General features: G+C 61.9%; 14 protein-coding genes and 1 tRNA gene. 10 read left to right on the top strand and 5 right to left on the bottom strand.

The window, feature by feature from the left end:
* Window positions 1–318: a hypothetical protein gene (locus B0E47_RS12695; RefSeq protein WP_077514617.1), complete on the bottom strand. Its 318-nt coding sequence runs from the start codon at window positions 316–318 to the stop codon at window positions 1–3.
* Window positions 319–517: 199 nt separating this feature from the next.
* Between B0E47_RS12695 and B0E47_RS12700 the strand changes: the two genes are divergently transcribed.
* The 9 genes from B0E47_RS12700 to B0E47_RS17040 all read left to right on the top strand — a co-directional run bounded on the left by B0E47_RS12700 (window position 518) and on the right by B0E47_RS17040 (window position 8529).
* Window positions 518–1507 (top strand): biotin--[acetyl-CoA-carboxylase] ligase, encoded by a 990-nt coding sequence (locus tag B0E47_RS12700; RefSeq protein ID WP_077514618.1) that lies wholly within the window; start codon window positions 518–520, stop codon window positions 1505–1507.
* Window positions 1504–2265: a type III pantothenate kinase gene (locus B0E47_RS12705; protein ID WP_077514619.1), complete on the top strand. Its 762-nt coding sequence runs from the start codon at window positions 1504–1506 to the stop codon at window positions 2263–2265. The genes B0E47_RS12700 and B0E47_RS12705 overlap by 4 nt, the downstream gene beginning before the upstream one ends.
* A gap of 33 nt (window positions 2266–2298) precedes the next feature.
* Entirely contained in the window at window positions 2299–2961 is a 663-nt protein-coding gene (locus B0E47_RS12710) for an SPOR domain-containing protein (RefSeq protein WP_077514620.1), read from the top strand.
* Window positions 2962–3000: 39 nt separating this feature from the next.
* Window positions 3001–3076, top strand: a tRNA-Thr gene (locus B0E47_RS12715).
* Between the two features lie 164 nt (window positions 3077–3240).
* Complete coding sequence (locus B0E47_RS12720; RefSeq protein WP_174566990.1) at window positions 3241–4458, top strand: integrase arm-type DNA-binding domain-containing protein; 1218 nt, start codon at window positions 3241–3243, stop codon at window positions 4456–4458.
* Between the two features lie 154 nt (window positions 4459–4612).
* Window positions 4613–5122, top strand: a complete 510-nt coding sequence (locus B0E47_RS16905) for a hypothetical protein (protein ID WP_139351458.1) — start codon at window positions 4613–4615, stop codon at window positions 5120–5122.
* Window positions 5123–5409: 287 nt separating this feature from the next.
* Window positions 5410–6903 carry a YfjI family protein gene (locus tag B0E47_RS12735; RefSeq protein ID WP_077514624.1) on the top strand — a complete coding sequence of 498 codons (1494 nt, stop codon included), beginning with the start codon at window positions 5410–5412 and terminating at the stop codon, window positions 6901–6903.
* Window positions 6900–7439, top strand: a complete 540-nt coding sequence (locus B0E47_RS16910; protein WP_139351459.1) for a hypothetical protein — start codon at window positions 6900–6902, stop codon at window positions 7437–7439. Before B0E47_RS12735 ends, B0E47_RS16910 begins: the two co-directional genes overlap by 4 nt.
* Window positions 7440–8376: 937 nt before the next feature.
* Complete coding sequence (locus B0E47_RS17040) at window positions 8377–8529, top strand: hypothetical protein (RefSeq protein WP_168171066.1); 153 nt, start codon at window positions 8377–8379, stop codon at window positions 8527–8529.
* A 217-nt stretch (window positions 8530–8746) separates the two neighbouring features.
* On the opposite strand, the gene B0E47_RS16915 is transcribed toward B0E47_RS17040, so the two are convergent.
* Window positions 8747–8953: a hypothetical protein gene (locus tag B0E47_RS16915; RefSeq protein WP_139351460.1), complete on the bottom strand. Its 207-nt coding sequence runs from the start codon at window positions 8951–8953 to the stop codon at window positions 8747–8749.
* Window positions 8954–9341: 388 nt separating this feature from the next.
* Between B0E47_RS16915 and B0E47_RS16920 the strand changes: the two genes are divergently transcribed.
* Window positions 9342–9572 carry a hypothetical protein gene (locus B0E47_RS16920; RefSeq protein WP_139351461.1) on the top strand — a complete coding sequence of 77 codons (231 nt, stop codon included), beginning with the start codon at window positions 9342–9344 and terminating at the stop codon, window positions 9570–9572.
* Window positions 9573–9600: 28 nt separating this feature from the next.
* On the opposite strand, the gene B0E47_RS12750 is transcribed toward B0E47_RS16920, so the two are convergent.
* The 3 genes from B0E47_RS12750 to B0E47_RS12760 are packed head-to-tail and all read right to left on the bottom strand — an operon-like array spanning window position 9601 to window position 15370.
* A complete protein-coding gene (locus B0E47_RS12750) occupies window positions 9601–11070 on the bottom strand; it encodes a class I SAM-dependent DNA methyltransferase (protein WP_077514627.1) in 1470 nt (489 codons plus the stop codon).
* Complete coding sequence (locus B0E47_RS12755; RefSeq protein ID WP_077514628.1) at window positions 11067–12596, bottom strand: restriction endonuclease subunit S; 1530 nt, start codon at window positions 12594–12596, stop codon at window positions 11067–11069. Before B0E47_RS12755 ends, B0E47_RS12750 begins: the two co-directional genes overlap by 4 nt.
* Window positions 12593–15370: a type I restriction-modification enzyme R subunit C-terminal domain-containing protein gene (locus B0E47_RS12760; RefSeq protein ID WP_174566986.1), complete on the bottom strand. Its 2778-nt coding sequence runs from the start codon at window positions 15368–15370 to the stop codon at window positions 12593–12595. Before B0E47_RS12760 ends, B0E47_RS12755 begins: the two co-directional genes overlap by 4 nt.
* Between the last annotated feature and the right edge of the window lie 12 nt (window positions 15371–15382).

Raw genomic sequence — 15382 nt, forward strand, 5'->3', positions numbered from 1 at the left:
TTACTGGATCGAACCAGGCAGCAGGGATTGCCAGCCCAGATGTGGCCGGGGAGTGGGCGCCGGCGCCGACGCGGCGGCGCCTGAATGATCGTTGCCGTTGCGGGACGTGCCGGCAGCTGCCTCGCTGCTGTTGATCGTGCCGCTGTCGCGATTCAGCCCCACGGCGTCGCCGCCGCTGTTGTCGCCGTCATGCGAGGTTCGACTGGCCGCGGCGTGCGTGGCGCTGTCCGCATCCTGGGTATCGAGGTTGGCAGCCATCGCCGAGCCCATGAAGGCAAGGCACAGGGCGCAACCAAGGATACGATGGGTGGCACGCATGGCAGTCGAACTCCCCGAACCAGCAAGCGAAGGCCCTGATCCTCGCAGAAACAGGCCAGAGGTGCCAGTGCTGCCGACCAGCAGGCCGATGCCGCAGTGCAGCGGCCGCGGGCTAGAATCCGCGCATGGCCATTCCTGACGATTTTTCACCGCGCTGCTGTGCGCCGCACGCGAGCACCAGCACTCGCATGGGACGCTGATGCAGCCCTTGCAACTGCTGGCCCTGCTGGCTCCGGGTGAACCGGTATCCGGCGCCGCGCTCGCCGCGCAGGCCGGAGTGACCCGCGCGGCGATCTGGAAGCAGGTGGAGGCCTTGCGCGCACGCGGCGTACCGGTGGAAGCCCGCGGCCGTGCCGGGTATTGCCTGCCGTGGCCGGTGCAGATGCTCGATGCCACGCGGATTCGCGCCGCGCTGCCGTCGCCCTGGGTGCGATCGCTTGGCATGCTCGAGGTACATGGCGAGCTGGACTCCACCTCGAGCGAATTGCAGCGTCGTCTCGCCACGGCGGCGGACCTGAGCATGGTGCTGGCCGAAAGCCAGACCGCCGGGCGCGGCCGCCGCGGCCGCAGCTGGTTGTCGCCGCCGGGACTGAACCTCTACCTGTCGTGCCTGAAGCGTTTCGAACCGGGCTTTGCCGCCTTGGGCGGGTTGTCGCTGGCGATCGGGGTGATGGTGCTGCGCGCGCTGGATGAGCTGGGCGTCGCCGGTGCCGGTCTGAAGTGGCCCAACGACGTGCTGGCTGCGGCGAGCCACGGCGGGCGCGGCAAACTGGCCGGCATCCTGGTCGAACTGAGTGGCGAATACCAGGGTCCGTGTGCGGCGATCATCGGGGTCGGCCTCAATCTGCGCCTCACGCCGGCCCTGCTTCGCCAGGCCGGACAGCCGGCCTGCGATCTGGCCAGCCTGACTGCGGGGGCGCCGCCGGACCGCAACCGGGTGGGGGCAGCGCTAGTCGCTGCCCTCGCGCATGGCTTGTGCCAGTTCGAGCGCGAGGGGTTCGCCGCCTTCGTGGCCGACTATGCGCGGCACGACCTGCTGCGTGGCCAGACCCTGCAAGTGAGCGGTGCGTTGGGAAAGTTCGAAGGCATGGGTGCAGGCGTCGACGCACGTGGTGCCTTGCAGGTACGCATGTCCGACGGTGGCCTGCGCCGCATCGACAGCGCTGACGTCACGGTGCGGCGCACATGAAGCTGCTGCTGGACCTGGGCAATACGCGGCTGAAGTGGGCGCTGCAGGGCCAGCCTCCGGGATGGTTGGCACATGGCGCACTGGACTGGCAGGACGACCTCGCCGGGAAGCTGCCCGGTGCCTGGGCAGGCTTGCCGCGACCAGACCTGGTCGTGGCCGCGTCGGTGGTCGACGGCGCGCGCGAAAGCCGGCTCGCGGACATCGCGCAGCAAGTGTTTGCCCGTGCACCGCACTGGCTGCGTACGCCCGCCGTCGCCTGCGGTGTGCGCAATGCCTATGCCGAACCGCAACGGCTGGGCGTGGATCGGTTTCTGGCGATGGTCGCCGCCCATGCTGCGCATCGCACGCCGTGCGTGCTGGCCAGCGCCGGCACCGCGCTGGCGCTGGACGCGCTGGGCGCCGATGGCCGGCACCTCGGCGGGCTGATCGCGCCGGGCGTGCGGCTGATGCAGCAATCGCTGGTGGACGCGACGGCCTTGGTGCGCCCGCAGCGCGCCGGCGACATCCTGGAGCTGGCCGACAATACCGCCGACGCGGTGACGTCCGGCTGCTGGCAGGCTGCCGCCGCCCTGATCGAACGGTTCCACGCGCACATGTCGCGGCAACTCGGTGCGCCGCCGACGCTGATCCTGGACGGCGGGGACGCGCAGCAACTGGCGTCGATGTTGTCCGTGCCGGCCCTGCTGGTTCGTGATGGCGTGTTGCAAGGCCTGGCGCTGTGGGCGGAGGCGCATCTCGCGTCGCCACCAACCGTCTAGAATGGCGTCACCGATCGTGTCGATGGGGGTTCGATGTTTCTGCGTCTGCTGTTCATCCTGCTTGCTGCGCTGAATATCGCGGTGGGTGCGTGGCTGTTGCTGGGCCAGCCGTACGCGCACGTCGGCAGTCCCACCGATCCCGGCGTGCCGGAGCTGCGCCTGCTCTCGCAAATACCGGCATCCGCCGCCAGCTCACCGGGACCCGAGACACAGGACGCGGTGGCCGCCGACGCCACGCACAGCTACAGCTGCATCACGCTGGGGCCGTTCGACACGCCGCAGGACCTGCGCAATGCACGTCAGGCACTCGCCTCGCGAATCGCGCGCTCGCGCTCGCGTCAGGAGCAGACCAGCCAGACCACCGGCTGGTGGGTCTATCTGCCGGCGGCGGCGAGCCGGGGTCAGGCACTGGAGCAAGCCAGGCAACTCGGCGCGCACGACATCAGCGACTACTTCGTGGTCGGCTCGGGCGACCAGGCCAATACCATCTCGCTGGGCCTGTTCAGGGATCCGGCCAATGCGCGCAAACGCCTGGACCAGGTGCTCGCGGCCGGCTTCCCCGCGCGGATGAGCGAGCGCAGCGAAAGCGTGCCCGAATACTGGCTGGATCTGGTCGTCGCCGACGGCAACCACCTCGACTGGCGCAGATACGTCAGCGCCAGCGGCATCGGTTCGCGCAACGCGGGCTGTTTCTGAGCACAGCCGTTGGCGTGCCTGCTAGAATCCCGACGCTTCGCCGGCATAGCTCAGTTGGTAGAGCAACTGATTTGTAATCAGTAGGTCCCGGGTTCGACTCCTGGTGCCGGCACCAAGTCACGCTCCAACGTAGTCCAGCGAAGGCCGGTAAACCTAGCTACAGCAAAGGCTCCGGCCTTTTTTGTGTCCAATACCGTCCAATGCGGTGCATTGCAATCTGCCCCCAGCCGGGGGCATGATCGGGGGCATATCCCCTTTGCCGCAAAGGCGATGCCCCCAATGCCCCTGACTGACACCGCGATCCGCAAGGCCAAGCCCGCCGACAAGCCGCAACGCATGTTCGATGGCGGCGGTCTGTACCTGGAAGTCTCTCCAGCCGGGGGCAAGTTGTGGCGGTTGAAGTATCGCCATGGGGGCAAGGAGAAACGGCTGGCACTGGGGGTATACCCTGATACTGGCCTCAAGGATGCGCGCGGCAAGAGGGACGCGGCGCGCAAGCTGCTGGCCGAAGGCATCGACCCCGGCGAGGTGCGCAAGGCCAGCAAGGCAGCTGGTGAGGAGCGTACCGCGAACAGCTTTGCCGTCATTGCCGAGGAATGGCTCGCACAGCAAGCCCCTCGCATGGCGCCAGCCACGCTGGCCAAGGCCCGATGGACGCTGGACGATCTGGTCAACCCGTGGATTGGAAGTCGCCCAGTCAGCGAGATCGAGGCACCGGAGATGTTGAAGCTGCTGCGCCGGATCGAGGAGCGGGGCGCCCATGAAACGGCGCACCGCACAAAGCAGCGTTGCAGCCAGATATTCCGCTACGCCATGGCCACGGGACGCGCAAAAAGCGACCCCACGGCCGCCATGCGTGGTGCATTGGCTCCGGTAGTGAGCAAGTCCCGCGCTGCGATCACCGACCCGCTCAAGATGGGCGAGCTGCTGCGCTCCATTGACGGCTACAGCGGCAGCTTTGTCGTGCGCAGTGCCATGAAGCTGGCGCCGCTGGTGTTCGTGCGCCCCGGTGAGCTGAGAAAAGCCGAGTGGACGGAATTTGATCTGGACGGCGCTGTTTGGCGCATCCCTGCCGGCAAGATGAAGATGCGCGAGGAACACATCGTGTCGCTACCTGTGCAGGCCGTGGCGATCCTGCGTGATCTGCAGCCGCTGACCGGGCGCGGGCAGTACGTGTTCCCCGGCGAGCGCAGCACCAGCCGTCCGATGAGCGAGAACACAGTCAACGCCGCACTGCGCCGCATGGGTTTCGACAAGGACACCATGACCGGGCACGGCTTCCGCGCGATGGCGTCGACTCGCCTAAACGAAATGGGCTGGACGCCGGACGTTATCGAGCGCCAGCTAGCCCATGCCGAACGCAACAAGATACGTGCCGCCTACAACCGCGCGCAGTACCTGGACGAGCGCACACGCATGATGCAGGCGTGGGCCGACTACCTGGACGGTCTGCGCAAAGGATGCAAGGTCTTCGCGATCAAGCGAAAAGCTGGCTGATGGGTAAAAGTGCTGCACGGCTGGCACAGACGTTTACAGCCGATGCGGCGGATTCCATCGGGACAATCACAGAGGGGGCGTGACGATGCGAAAGCCTCATGAGAAGACCAGTAAACCGGCTGGCTGCAGTAGGGCACTGCCGCGCGCAACTGGCTTGCCGCCGCTTGAATCCGACGATTACAAAAAATTTTTGGAGTATTTGCAAAGTGGGGAACGCATCAAGTTCGCCAAGCCAACAGATCATCCCCCGGAAGCCGTGATGGCTCCGCTGCGCCTTGCCCACGTCATTTGTGCTTTGCGTGAAGGCAAAACCATCGAGCCATCGGCTGCTCACTGGTTAGCAGGCGCGCTAGAAAAGGCTGTAAAGAATCCGGCCAAGTCTGCGGAGGCGCTCGGTATCCATAGAAAACGAGGAAGGCCCGAGTCTCTCAATGACCGACGCCATCTCCAACTGGCACTCGACGTCCACTACTTGCATGTGGAAAAGGGGCTGACCATGAAGGACTCGAAAGTCGGACTCGATACAGCGTCACTGATATCCAAAGTCCGCCACGTTTCAGTCAGATCGGTTGAGCTGGCGTGGGAAAAATGGCGTGACACCATCGATATGTGGTTGGCCTTCCAAGCAAGCGAGTCGAAGGAATTGTCGGCTGAAAAATCTTGAATTAATTGCGCTGCCCTATCAATCCCATATGCGTCCAATACGTCCAGCTGAATTCATCGGACATTGGATATGCAAAATTCAAGCAATATGGATCTCTCGTATCGGGTACTTCGACTCCCTGACGTCCTCAACATTACCCGCCTTTCGCGTTCCCAAATCTATCGCATGGAAGCGGAGGGCAAATTTCCTAGCCGGATCAGACTCACGCCGAGGACGACAGCATGGTTGGCTCATGAGGTTGATGCGTGGCTCAGTAATCGCGTTAAACAGTCACGAGGGGAGGTTGCATGAGCTCCCTGAATCCGAAATTGGAAGGGCTACCCAGGCATGCGGCGTTTGCCAGCGCGCCAGAGTCACTACGCCGCCCGCTCCCTCCTGCGGCTAAATACCCGTTGAAGGCGCTTGGGTCACTGCTGGGCGGTGCAGCACAGCGGCTCCATTCTGTTGTGCAGGCGCCTGCCGGACTGTGCGGTCAAGCGATTCTGGCGGCGGCATCGTTGGCAGCGCAGTCGAATGCGGACGTTTCGATTTCCGGCAACGCGGAGCCATTGAGTTTATGGCACCTCACCATCGGAGCATCCGGCGAACGCAAGAGCGCAGTGGACCAGTGGGCACTGCGCGCGCACTTAGATATCGAGCGCGGGAGGACTGATGCACATCGCTTGGCGATGGCGTCCTATGAAGCCGAACTGACCGCTTACAAGGCAGCGACGAGGGCTGCAGAAAGGAAGAAAGACGCGACCGCGATACGCGGCGCCTTGCGGGATCTTGGCGCACCACCAGAAGCTCCGTTGCAACCGTGGCTGATCGCCAGTGATCCGACCATGGAAGGGTTGCACAAGGTCTTTCAGGGCGGGGGGCCGGCCATTGGCTTGTTCAATGATGATGCGGGCGATTTTCTGGGCGGATACGCCATGAACAACGAAAACCGCACAAAGTCCGCAGCAGGACTATCCAAGCTATGGGATGACGGGCGCTTTGATCGGGTACGCGCCGGTGATGGTGCAAGCAAGCATTGCGGGCGACGACTTGCGCTACACCTGATGATGCAACCGATCATTGCTGAGTCCGTCTTGTCTGATGACCTGTTGATAGGTCAAGGCTTTCTGTCTCGCTGCTTGCTAGCGTGGCCCGCATCCAGCATCGGCACCCGCAAGTATCTAGACGTCGACCTTCGTAGTGATCCTGATCTTGTCCGCTACTGGGCGCGCATGCGCGACCTAGTGGAAGCTCCGCCGCGCCTGCGCTATGGGACCCGCAACGAATTGGAGCCTCGTGCGCTGACTTTGACACCAAGGGCAATGGCTTATTGGATCGAGGTCAAGGACACGATAGAACGCGCCATGCTGGGTGACTATTCGGGCATACATGCTTGGGCGAGTAAGGGTGGCTCTCAAGTGGCTCGTATTGCGGGCGTCCTGACGTTGGTAGAAGACCCCGACGCGGACGTTATCGAACTGGATGCGATCGAACGTGCAACGGAGATCGTCACCTATCACTTGGACGAAGCAGCGCGGATCGTAGGCACGTCCAGTGCGCCGACCAAGATCAAGCATGCCGAACTGCTACTGAGGTGGTGCTGGGAAACTGGCCGCACATTGCTTTATTCCAGCGACGCCCTGCGTAACGGCCCGAACGCGATCCGCACTGCCGATGTTTTCACTGCCGCCGTCGAGCAGTTGGAGTCGGCCGGCTGGGCGGCACGGGTCAATGGTGGCTTGGTACTGGACGGCAAACACCGGGCGCGCGTCTGGCGTATCCGGCCGGAGAGCGACGCATGAACGCACTGGCAGAATTGCGAAAACGCGCGCATATCGCTGCGAACCCTGCGAATCCCGCGAATCAGGGAATACGAAGGTTGGCAAATTCGCAAGATTCGCAAACGGTAAAAGCAAAAAACCACTTTTCCCTCTCGGCCGCACTGGCCCCGTTGGCTGACACCAGGGAATCGCTCCGTGCGCAGTTGCTGACGCTGGCGACTGTAGGGAATATCGGCGCGAAGCATGTTCACCGTCTACAAGATGCTGACCTGACCGGCTGCATCGGTCTGGATGCGCGCCAGCTTGCTGTCTATCTGCAAATGCTGGCCGATACGGCCGACCGCCACGCCGGGCGTGTACCCGCAGGCGATACAGCAACGATCTACTGCCAGCGGTGTGGTCTGGTCTGTGTGCATCCAGATATTGCCAAGGTGTTGCCCGTGGTCGATGGCTGGCCGCGTGCGCTGGGCTGTCCTTGGTGTTCTGTGCGCAAGGCTGGCGGATCTATTCCACGCCCTGGACACGCCATGTCGCATCGAGCACAAACTGACGCTTGAACTCATGGAGGCTGCCAGATCGCGCTCGGTGTGCCGTCACACTTGTTCTGTGTGACGGGATGCGTAGGCTGTATTGCCCTGCAGGAATTTGTTGTCTCGCAATATGCGGCATTCGTAGCCAGTCACGCTACTAGCCGCATCGAACTTGCCTAATGATTTCGTATTCAGCGGAGACATCGCATGAGCGGTGGACGACGATTTGGAGCAGGTCGCCCGAGAGAGAGAGCCGAGACGACGGCGTATCCGTCCGCCAGTGTGCAAGACGTGAGAGCACGGCTTGGCTTACTGGACGACAAGATGGGTGTGGTGCTGATCTGCAATGGGAGCAGCGAGTCATTGACGTGCGAGGTTCGGTTGACTCGTACGTTATGTCACTTCGGCGGGCAAAGGGTCTGGTTTGTCTGTCCACGGTGCGAGCGTCGGGTTGCCGTGATCTATTTAGCAGATGCGCCTGGCTGCCGATGCTGCCTTCAACTTAGGTACCCATCGCAATCGAAGAACGCCATTGAATGCAGTTGGCGAAAGCGCACGAAGGTAGAGGAAAAGCTCGCCCGTGGTTCAATGCCTTGGGACCATCGGCGCCCTAAGGGGATGCACCGAAACACATACGGGCACCTGTTGGGGGAATTAATCCAAGCCCAGCAGCAGCAGACAAAATCCGTGTTGGCCTTCTTGGCGCGATATGAAAAGGAAGCGCGGCCTAGTCGGGGCTAATTCCCCTTCAAACGACGCGGCTTCCATCAAGAAATGTGCCTGAGCGGAACCTTCAGAACTGCCTCCAACTCTCCACGATGAACGTCCACTTACGCGCTGTGTCGGCGATGCCTTGGTTGCAGCCAAGCGAAGAAGCGGCTATCACGACGGCAAGCAGTAACTGGCCGTGCACTCAAAATCGGGCGTCGTCTGCGCCAAGAATCTGCTCTGGAAACATGAGGGCATGTTCAGCCATTGGGAGAGCCATCAACGCTACTGGAAACGGGTTCTTCAACCGATTGAGCCTGTTTGCCTGCTCGAAGCAGATCACCAGAATCTGGCGGCGCAACTCGGCGGCTTCCTCTGGGTAAGCCGCCTTGATCCTTTTATAGACTGAGTCCCCGAATTCCCGCAGCAGCCATACCAGGAAGCCGACATTGGAGCTGGTGTGTACATGAAGTCGGCGGACGGTTTGTCGCAAAGTTCCAGATGCATCCACCGCCGCAACAGTTCGACGGCCTCACCTGCATCTGTAGGTGAGGCGCGGGTCTTTGCCATGTTTTCCAATGCTGCGTGATCGTCGCTGTATTTGTAGCTGTCGATGCGTATGGTCGTTACTTCCGTGAGGCAACAGAATGATGGAGAACAATCGCCTGTGCTTCACCGCTCAGCTCGCTGACAGTGCCAACTCCGCGCGAAAGGTCGCGCAGTGTACTTTGCAGGCGGGCGTGACGTGCGGATTCGCGAAGCAGGAAATACTCGCGCTGAGTCGGCCTGAGGCTATGAATGAAATCAGCATCATTGAGAAGAGGTGTGCTCATCGCGAAACTCCTTGATGGGATACGGTCGGCTGCACGCACGGCAGTGCCGAATGTGGCGAATGCCAAAGCAGCACTCGACAAGGTCGCCCCAGGGAGTTCCGCTTTAGCAGCATTTTTACCCCGCCCTGCAAGCTGGATGCTCAACTCGGCGGCGGTGGAATCATATCACTTTATAAGTGATATGCAATGGACGTTTAGACGGCCATTTACTGTTCAGCAATGTCCTTGTATGTAGGGGCAAGGAAGCTTCTGATGAAGCTAATGCGTAACAGAAATGTTGCAGCGATGATGCGCCCATAAGCCTTGCAGGTTTGCGAAATCTCAGTGCCTCCCATGTCCAGGTAGACGTGAGATGATGCCCACGCACCCGATGAGGCGAGAGTCAATCATGACGACATACAGCTACAACCTGACGCTCAATGACGGCGAGGTCAGTGCTGTCAAAGAAGCCATGGAGCGGTATCAGGCTTTTTGCAGGGAGCAATTGTCAGATGGGCCGAAAAGTCCCTATTGGGCGCACCTTCGTTCGCTTGAAAGCGCGCTGCCGAAGCTATTCGCCAATGCAAAGATGATGAGTACAAGCTCGTCATGCTGGCCGGTAAAGACAGATCCCGAATAGCATGCGGTGCATGGATGCGGCGTGATTGTCAGGGTGAAGATGACTTCGGCAACGCCGCCGCCACATCACGGAACGATGCCAGCGCCGCCTCCAGATGCTCCACGATTTCCAGCGCCAGTACATCGGGCGGCGGCAGATCGTCGAGGTTGTCGAGGCTGTCGTCCTTCAGCCAGAAGATATCGAGGCTGGCCTTGTCGCGGGCAACCAGGGTCTTGTAGTCGAAGTACTTGAACCGCTCCGACTCCTTGCGCTTGTGCCGGTTGGCCGGGTGGTAGCAGTCGATGAAGTCCTGCAGATCGTCGCGTTTCAGCGTGCGGGTTTTCAGGGTGAAGTGCTTGTTGGTGCGCAGGTCGTAGATCCACACGCCCTTGGTGTGTACTTTACCGTCCTTCGGCTTGGCGTCGAAGAACACCACGTTCGCCTTCACGCCCTGCGCGTAGAAGATACCGGTAGGCAGGCGCAGAAGGGTATGCACGTCGCAGGTTTCCAGCAGCTTGCGGCGGATCTTCTCGCCGGCACCGCCCTCGAACAGCACGTTGTCGGGCAGCACCACCGCGGCCTGGCCGGTGGTCTTGAGCATCGAGACGATGTGCTGCAGGAAGTTGAGCTGCTTGTTCGAGGTGGTCTGCCAGAAGTCCTGGCGCTCGTACGTCAGAGCATCGCGGTCCTCGTCGCCGTCCTCGTTGGTGATGGTCATGCTGCTCTTCTTGCCGAAGGGCGGGTTGGCCAGCACGTAGTCGAAGGTCTTGATCGGCTCGGCGATCAGCGCGTCGGCACGGTCTACCGTGGGCGCGCCGTCGAGTTCGCCGATGTTGTGCAGAAACAGGTTCATCAGGCACATGCGGCGCGTGCTGGCGACGATCTCGTTGCCGTAGAACGCCTGGTGCCGCAGGAACTTCGCCTGCGCCTTGTTCAAGGTCACGCCGTCACGGGTCAGCCACTCGTGCACGCCGAGAAAGAAGCCGCCGGTGCCGCAGGCCGGGTCGGCCATCGTCTTCATCGGCTCCGGCTGCACGCACTCCACCATCGCCTGGATCAGCGCACGCGGGGTGAAGTACTGGCCGGCGCCGCTCTTGGTGTCCTCGGCGTTCTTCTGCAGCAGGCCCTCGTACAGATCGCCCTTGACGTCGGTCTCCAGGCTCAGCCAGTTCTCCGCATCGATCATCTGCACCAGCCGCGCCAGCTTGGCCGGGTCCTGGATCTTGTTCTGCGCCTTGAAGAAGATCGCGCCCAGCATGCCCGGCTCCTCGCCGAGCCTGCGCAACACGGTCAGATAATGCGCCTCCAGCGGCTCGCCAGTCTTCGATTTCAGACTGTTCCAGTCGCAGCTGCGTGGGACGTTCGTGTCGCGGCTGTGCGGCGGCTGCGCGTATTCATGCGCCAGCTTCAGGAACAGCAGGTAGGTCAGCTGCTCCAGGTAGTCGCCGTAGCCCACGCCGTCGTCGCGCAAGGTGTTGCAGAAATTCCAGAGCTTCTGGACGAGGGCGGAACTGTTCATGCGGTGGTCCTGGGTTTGCGGCCGCGCTTGCTGGCGGTGTCGCTTGTTGCGCGCTCGGCGCGGATTCGTTCCAGCAGCGCGTTGGCGGGTTCGTCGTTGGGGTCTTGTGGCACCAGTTGGCCGGCGAAGGCAGCTTTGAGGATGTTCTTTCTCTGAGCGGCGGACTGTCGGAGTCCGCTCTGCACGGTAGCCTCTTGTTGATCGACCGCTCTTAGAAATTCCACGAGCATTTCGTCGATAGCTATCTGTTCTTCCATCGGCGGGACAACTACTTGCAATGGGAAGAGGTCTTTGGCGTAAACAGCCGCCACGCTAGTAGTCGCCTTCTTGACCTTTTCCATGCGTCCGCGAAATACGACGGAGCACATTTGATGGCATGCAAATGCTGGCGTGATAGATCCATCAAACCTGAGCCGCATGAGGTTGTTGTTGTAGACGGTCGTCGGATCCACTTCTTGAATCATTCCGGTCTTGCCGACAAGCTCTCTGCTATTTCGTGTATTGAAGAGGAGATCTCCAGATGCAAGGGAGTAGCGGTCGATCTCCTCAGGCGAGGCATCAACCCTAACGAGGGCAGACGTGTCGACAGATCCCTCCATGGAAATGTTATTCATCTTGATGTAACTGGCGTTGCCATCGACGAGTGACTGATGCTCCTTGCCGCGATCAATCCCGAGCAAAGACTCAGCGACAACTTGATCAAGGCTTCCCCATACCCACCCACTCGGTAACACGGGCAGATTGGCAGTCTTGGGCGCCACCGGCTCCTTGTACTTGGCCTGCCAGTTCTTGGGCGGGGCTTTGCCCTGTTCGGCGAAGAGGGTGAGCTGGCTGGCTTCCCAGCGGGCGCGGCGTTCGGTGAGGATGCGTTGCAGCAGCTCGGCGCCGGTTTCCTGCGGCCCACCGGTCTGCGCGCGGGCAGCGCGCCAGTCGGCGGTGAGCGTGCCTTCCACCGCGGCCTTCAGCAGCGATTGGCGGTACTGCGCCAGCTTGCGCTGAGCCGCCTTCAGCTCGGCCACACCGGCATCGAGATCGGACAGCAGCTCTTCGAGCTTTTCAATGATTCGGGTTTGTTCGTTGAAAGGCGGAAGCAAAAGCGGCATGCGCTTCATGGCTGCGCTGGTCAACTTGAGCCGGGTTGAGCCGGAAACGAACTGCTGATAATCAGCAATGTTCAACTGATGTGCCAGAAGCCGGTTTTCCATTAAGCCGTCGAGGCCTCGAAGCACATGAGCGTGGTTGTTGACCCAATATCTGCCATCGACGAGATAGGCCTTGTCGCGATTCGGGTCGAGAAAAGGGGCGCCGTCCTCACCGAGCAGAACCTGCTGGCCTGCCGAGCGGTAAGCGTCGATCCAGCCCACTTGTCCTGTAGCTCCGTAGTAAGGGTACAAATCGGATTGGGACTTTCCGACAAGTCTTTGGTTGCGTTCAGTTGAGTTGATGGGGTCGCGTTCGAAGTCTCGAACCTCAACCACATCCTCCAATTTGACCTCGATCCAGCTGTCGGGCACAGAACTACTCAAGCCACCAACTCCTCATTCATTTCCTCAAGCAGCCCATCGAGCTGTTCGCCAAACACATTCCACGCCTTCTGCAGTCCACCCTTGCTGGCCAGCTGCGCATAGTCGAAATCCTCGCGACTGATCGAGCAGCTGGTGGCGATGTGATCCTTGATCAGGCGCAGCCACTGCGTCTGTTCGTCGCTGAACGCCGTGGCGCGCTGCGCATTGTGACGGAAGATCCATGCCTGGAACCGCTTGTCCACGCTATCGGCGAACGGGCGCAGTTCGTCGTCCATGCCAAGCGCAAAACGCACCAGTGCGACCAGGTCAGTGAGCTGGCGGCGCACGTCCGCACCGCCGATCTTGCTGGCCTGCACGCGGGCATAGGCGGACCACAGCCGTTCGGTGGTGAGCATCAACGGCGGGCGCGCCAGTGCGTCGTGCAGCTCCTCGATCATGGCAAAGGTGAGCGCGCGGCGGCGGTAGGGTTGCTGGTAGAAGAAATCCAGCGCGGCGATCTCGTTGCGATGGGTGGCGAGGTAGTCAGCAAACGCCTGCACGGTGGCCTGCGCCTGGCTCTCGGCCAGTGCGCTATAGCCGCTGAAGGTGACCTGGTCCGGGTTGACGTGGTCGATGAGCTGCTCGTGTTCGCGCCGCGCCGATTCGATCAGGTCGCGTAGCTTGGGATCGTCAAACGGCTTGCAGGCGCTGGCCACGCGTTGCTGGCGGGCGGCGTCCAGTTCGTCGGTGGTGAGCGTGTTGGCGTTGCGGGTGATGCCGGCGGCTTTGGCCGCGTCCAGCGCATCGGCGGCGATGCGGTCGGGGTCCACCGCCTGCACCAGTCCACGGGCGAGATCGTTGAGCGCAAACCCACCGGCGGTCTGCTTGATCCGCGCCAGCGCCTTGTCGTCGAGCTGCTTGGCCAGCCGTACCAGCCGGCTGCCGAGGCTGAGCACGGTGTCGTCGTCGCGGCTGCCGATGGCGACGCCTTTGAGCAGGCCGTCCAGGCTCACGCCGGGTTTCTTCTCCAGTGGGCGGCTTTCAGTCTTCAGTGACTTTTCCACGCCGACCGCGTCGATCAGCACGAAGTGGGTCTTGGCGCCGTCGGCGCTGTTGCTGACCTTCTTCAGCGATTCGCCGTCGAGGCTGCGCACGCCGCGGCCCTTCATCTGCTCGTAGTAGCCACGGCTGCGCACGTCGCGCATGAACAGCAGCACCTCCAGCGGCTTCACGTCGGTGCCGGTGGCGATCATGTCGACGGTGACGGCGATGCGCGGGTAGTACTCGTTGCGGAAATTGGACAGGATGGTGTCCGGGTCTTCGTCGGCCTTGTAGGTGACCTTCTTACAGAACGCATTGCCCTCGCCGTAGACCTCACGCACGGTCTGGATGATGTCGTCGGCGTGGCTGTCGGTCTTGGCGAAGATCAGGGTCTTGGGCACTTCCTTGCGCTGGGGGTAGATGGTGGTTTCCACCGCGGCTTTCATGGCCCTGATCACTTGGCGGATCTGGTCGGGATTGACTACGGAGCGGTCCAGCTCCTTGCCGGTGTAGGCGGTGTCCTCCTCGATCTCGGCCCAGCGTTTGGCGCGGGTCTGCCGCTCGCGGTGATCCACCCATTCGGTCGCCTTCAACTCGGCACCGGCGCGGGTGACCTCGGTCTCGATCTCGTAGACGTCGTACATCACGTTGACGCCATCGACCACCGACTGCTCGTAGCTGTATTCGGCCACCACGTTGCCGTTGAAGAAACCGTAGGTGCGATTGTCCGGCGTGGCGGTCAGGCCGATCAGGAACGCGTCGAAGTAGTCCAGCACCTGCTTCCACAGGTTGTAAATGCTGCGGTGGCACTCATCGATGATGATGAAATCGAATTCCTCGATTGGCACCGCTGGGTTGTAGCGCACCAGCTTGCCGGCGCCGGATTGCGGCACCTCGCCGGCCGAAATGTCCTCGGCCGACTCGTCGATCTCCTCGCCACTGAGGATCGAGTACATGCGCTGGATGGTGCAGATGCAAACCTGCGCGTGCGGGTCGATGCGGCTGCTGCTGAGGCGCTGCACGTTGTACAGCTCGGTAAACTTGCGGCCGTCATCCGGTGGCGAATAGGCCATGAATTCCTGATGCGCCTGCTTGCCCAGGTTGCGTGTGTCGACCAGGAACAGGATGCGCTTGGCCCCGCCGAACTTCAGCAGGCGATACACCGACGTGATCGCGGTGAACGTCTTGCCGGCACCGGTGGCCATGTGGATCAACGCGCGCGGTTTGGCCATCGCCAGCGACTTTTCCAGGCCGGTGACGGCGCTGATCTGGCAGTCGCGCAAGTTCTGGGTGGGCAACGGCGGCATCTGCTCGGCCAGCCGGGCGCGTAAGGTGTTCGGTTGTGCCACCCAAGCCGCCAGCGTCTGCGGCTGGAAGAAGCTGAACACCTCGCGGGCGCGGGGACGTGGGTCGCCACCGTCGGTGAAGTGGACGATCTGGCCGGTGCTCTCGTAGAGGAATCGCAGCGGCGTGCTGTCCTTGCGCCATTTCAGCTTGGCGCTGGCGTAGCGTTCCGTCTGCGTCTCGTGCGCGGTGAGGTTCTCGCCGGCCTCGTCGCGCTTTGCCTCGATCACGCCTACGGGCTGGCGATCAAAAAACAGCAGATAGTCGGCGGGGCCGGTGTCGGTCGGGTACTCGCGAACCGCGACGCCCGAGGCTGCGCCCAGATTGATCTGCTTCATGTCCTGCACGACCCAGCTTGCCGCGGCAAGTTTTTGGTCGATGATCTGCCTAGCCTTGGATTCTGGCGTCACGACTCCCCCTGA

The organism is Rhodanobacter sp. B05 (assembly GCF_002001085.1).
Classification (GTDB): domain Bacteria; phylum Pseudomonadota; class Gammaproteobacteria; order Xanthomonadales; family Rhodanobacteraceae; genus Rhodanobacter.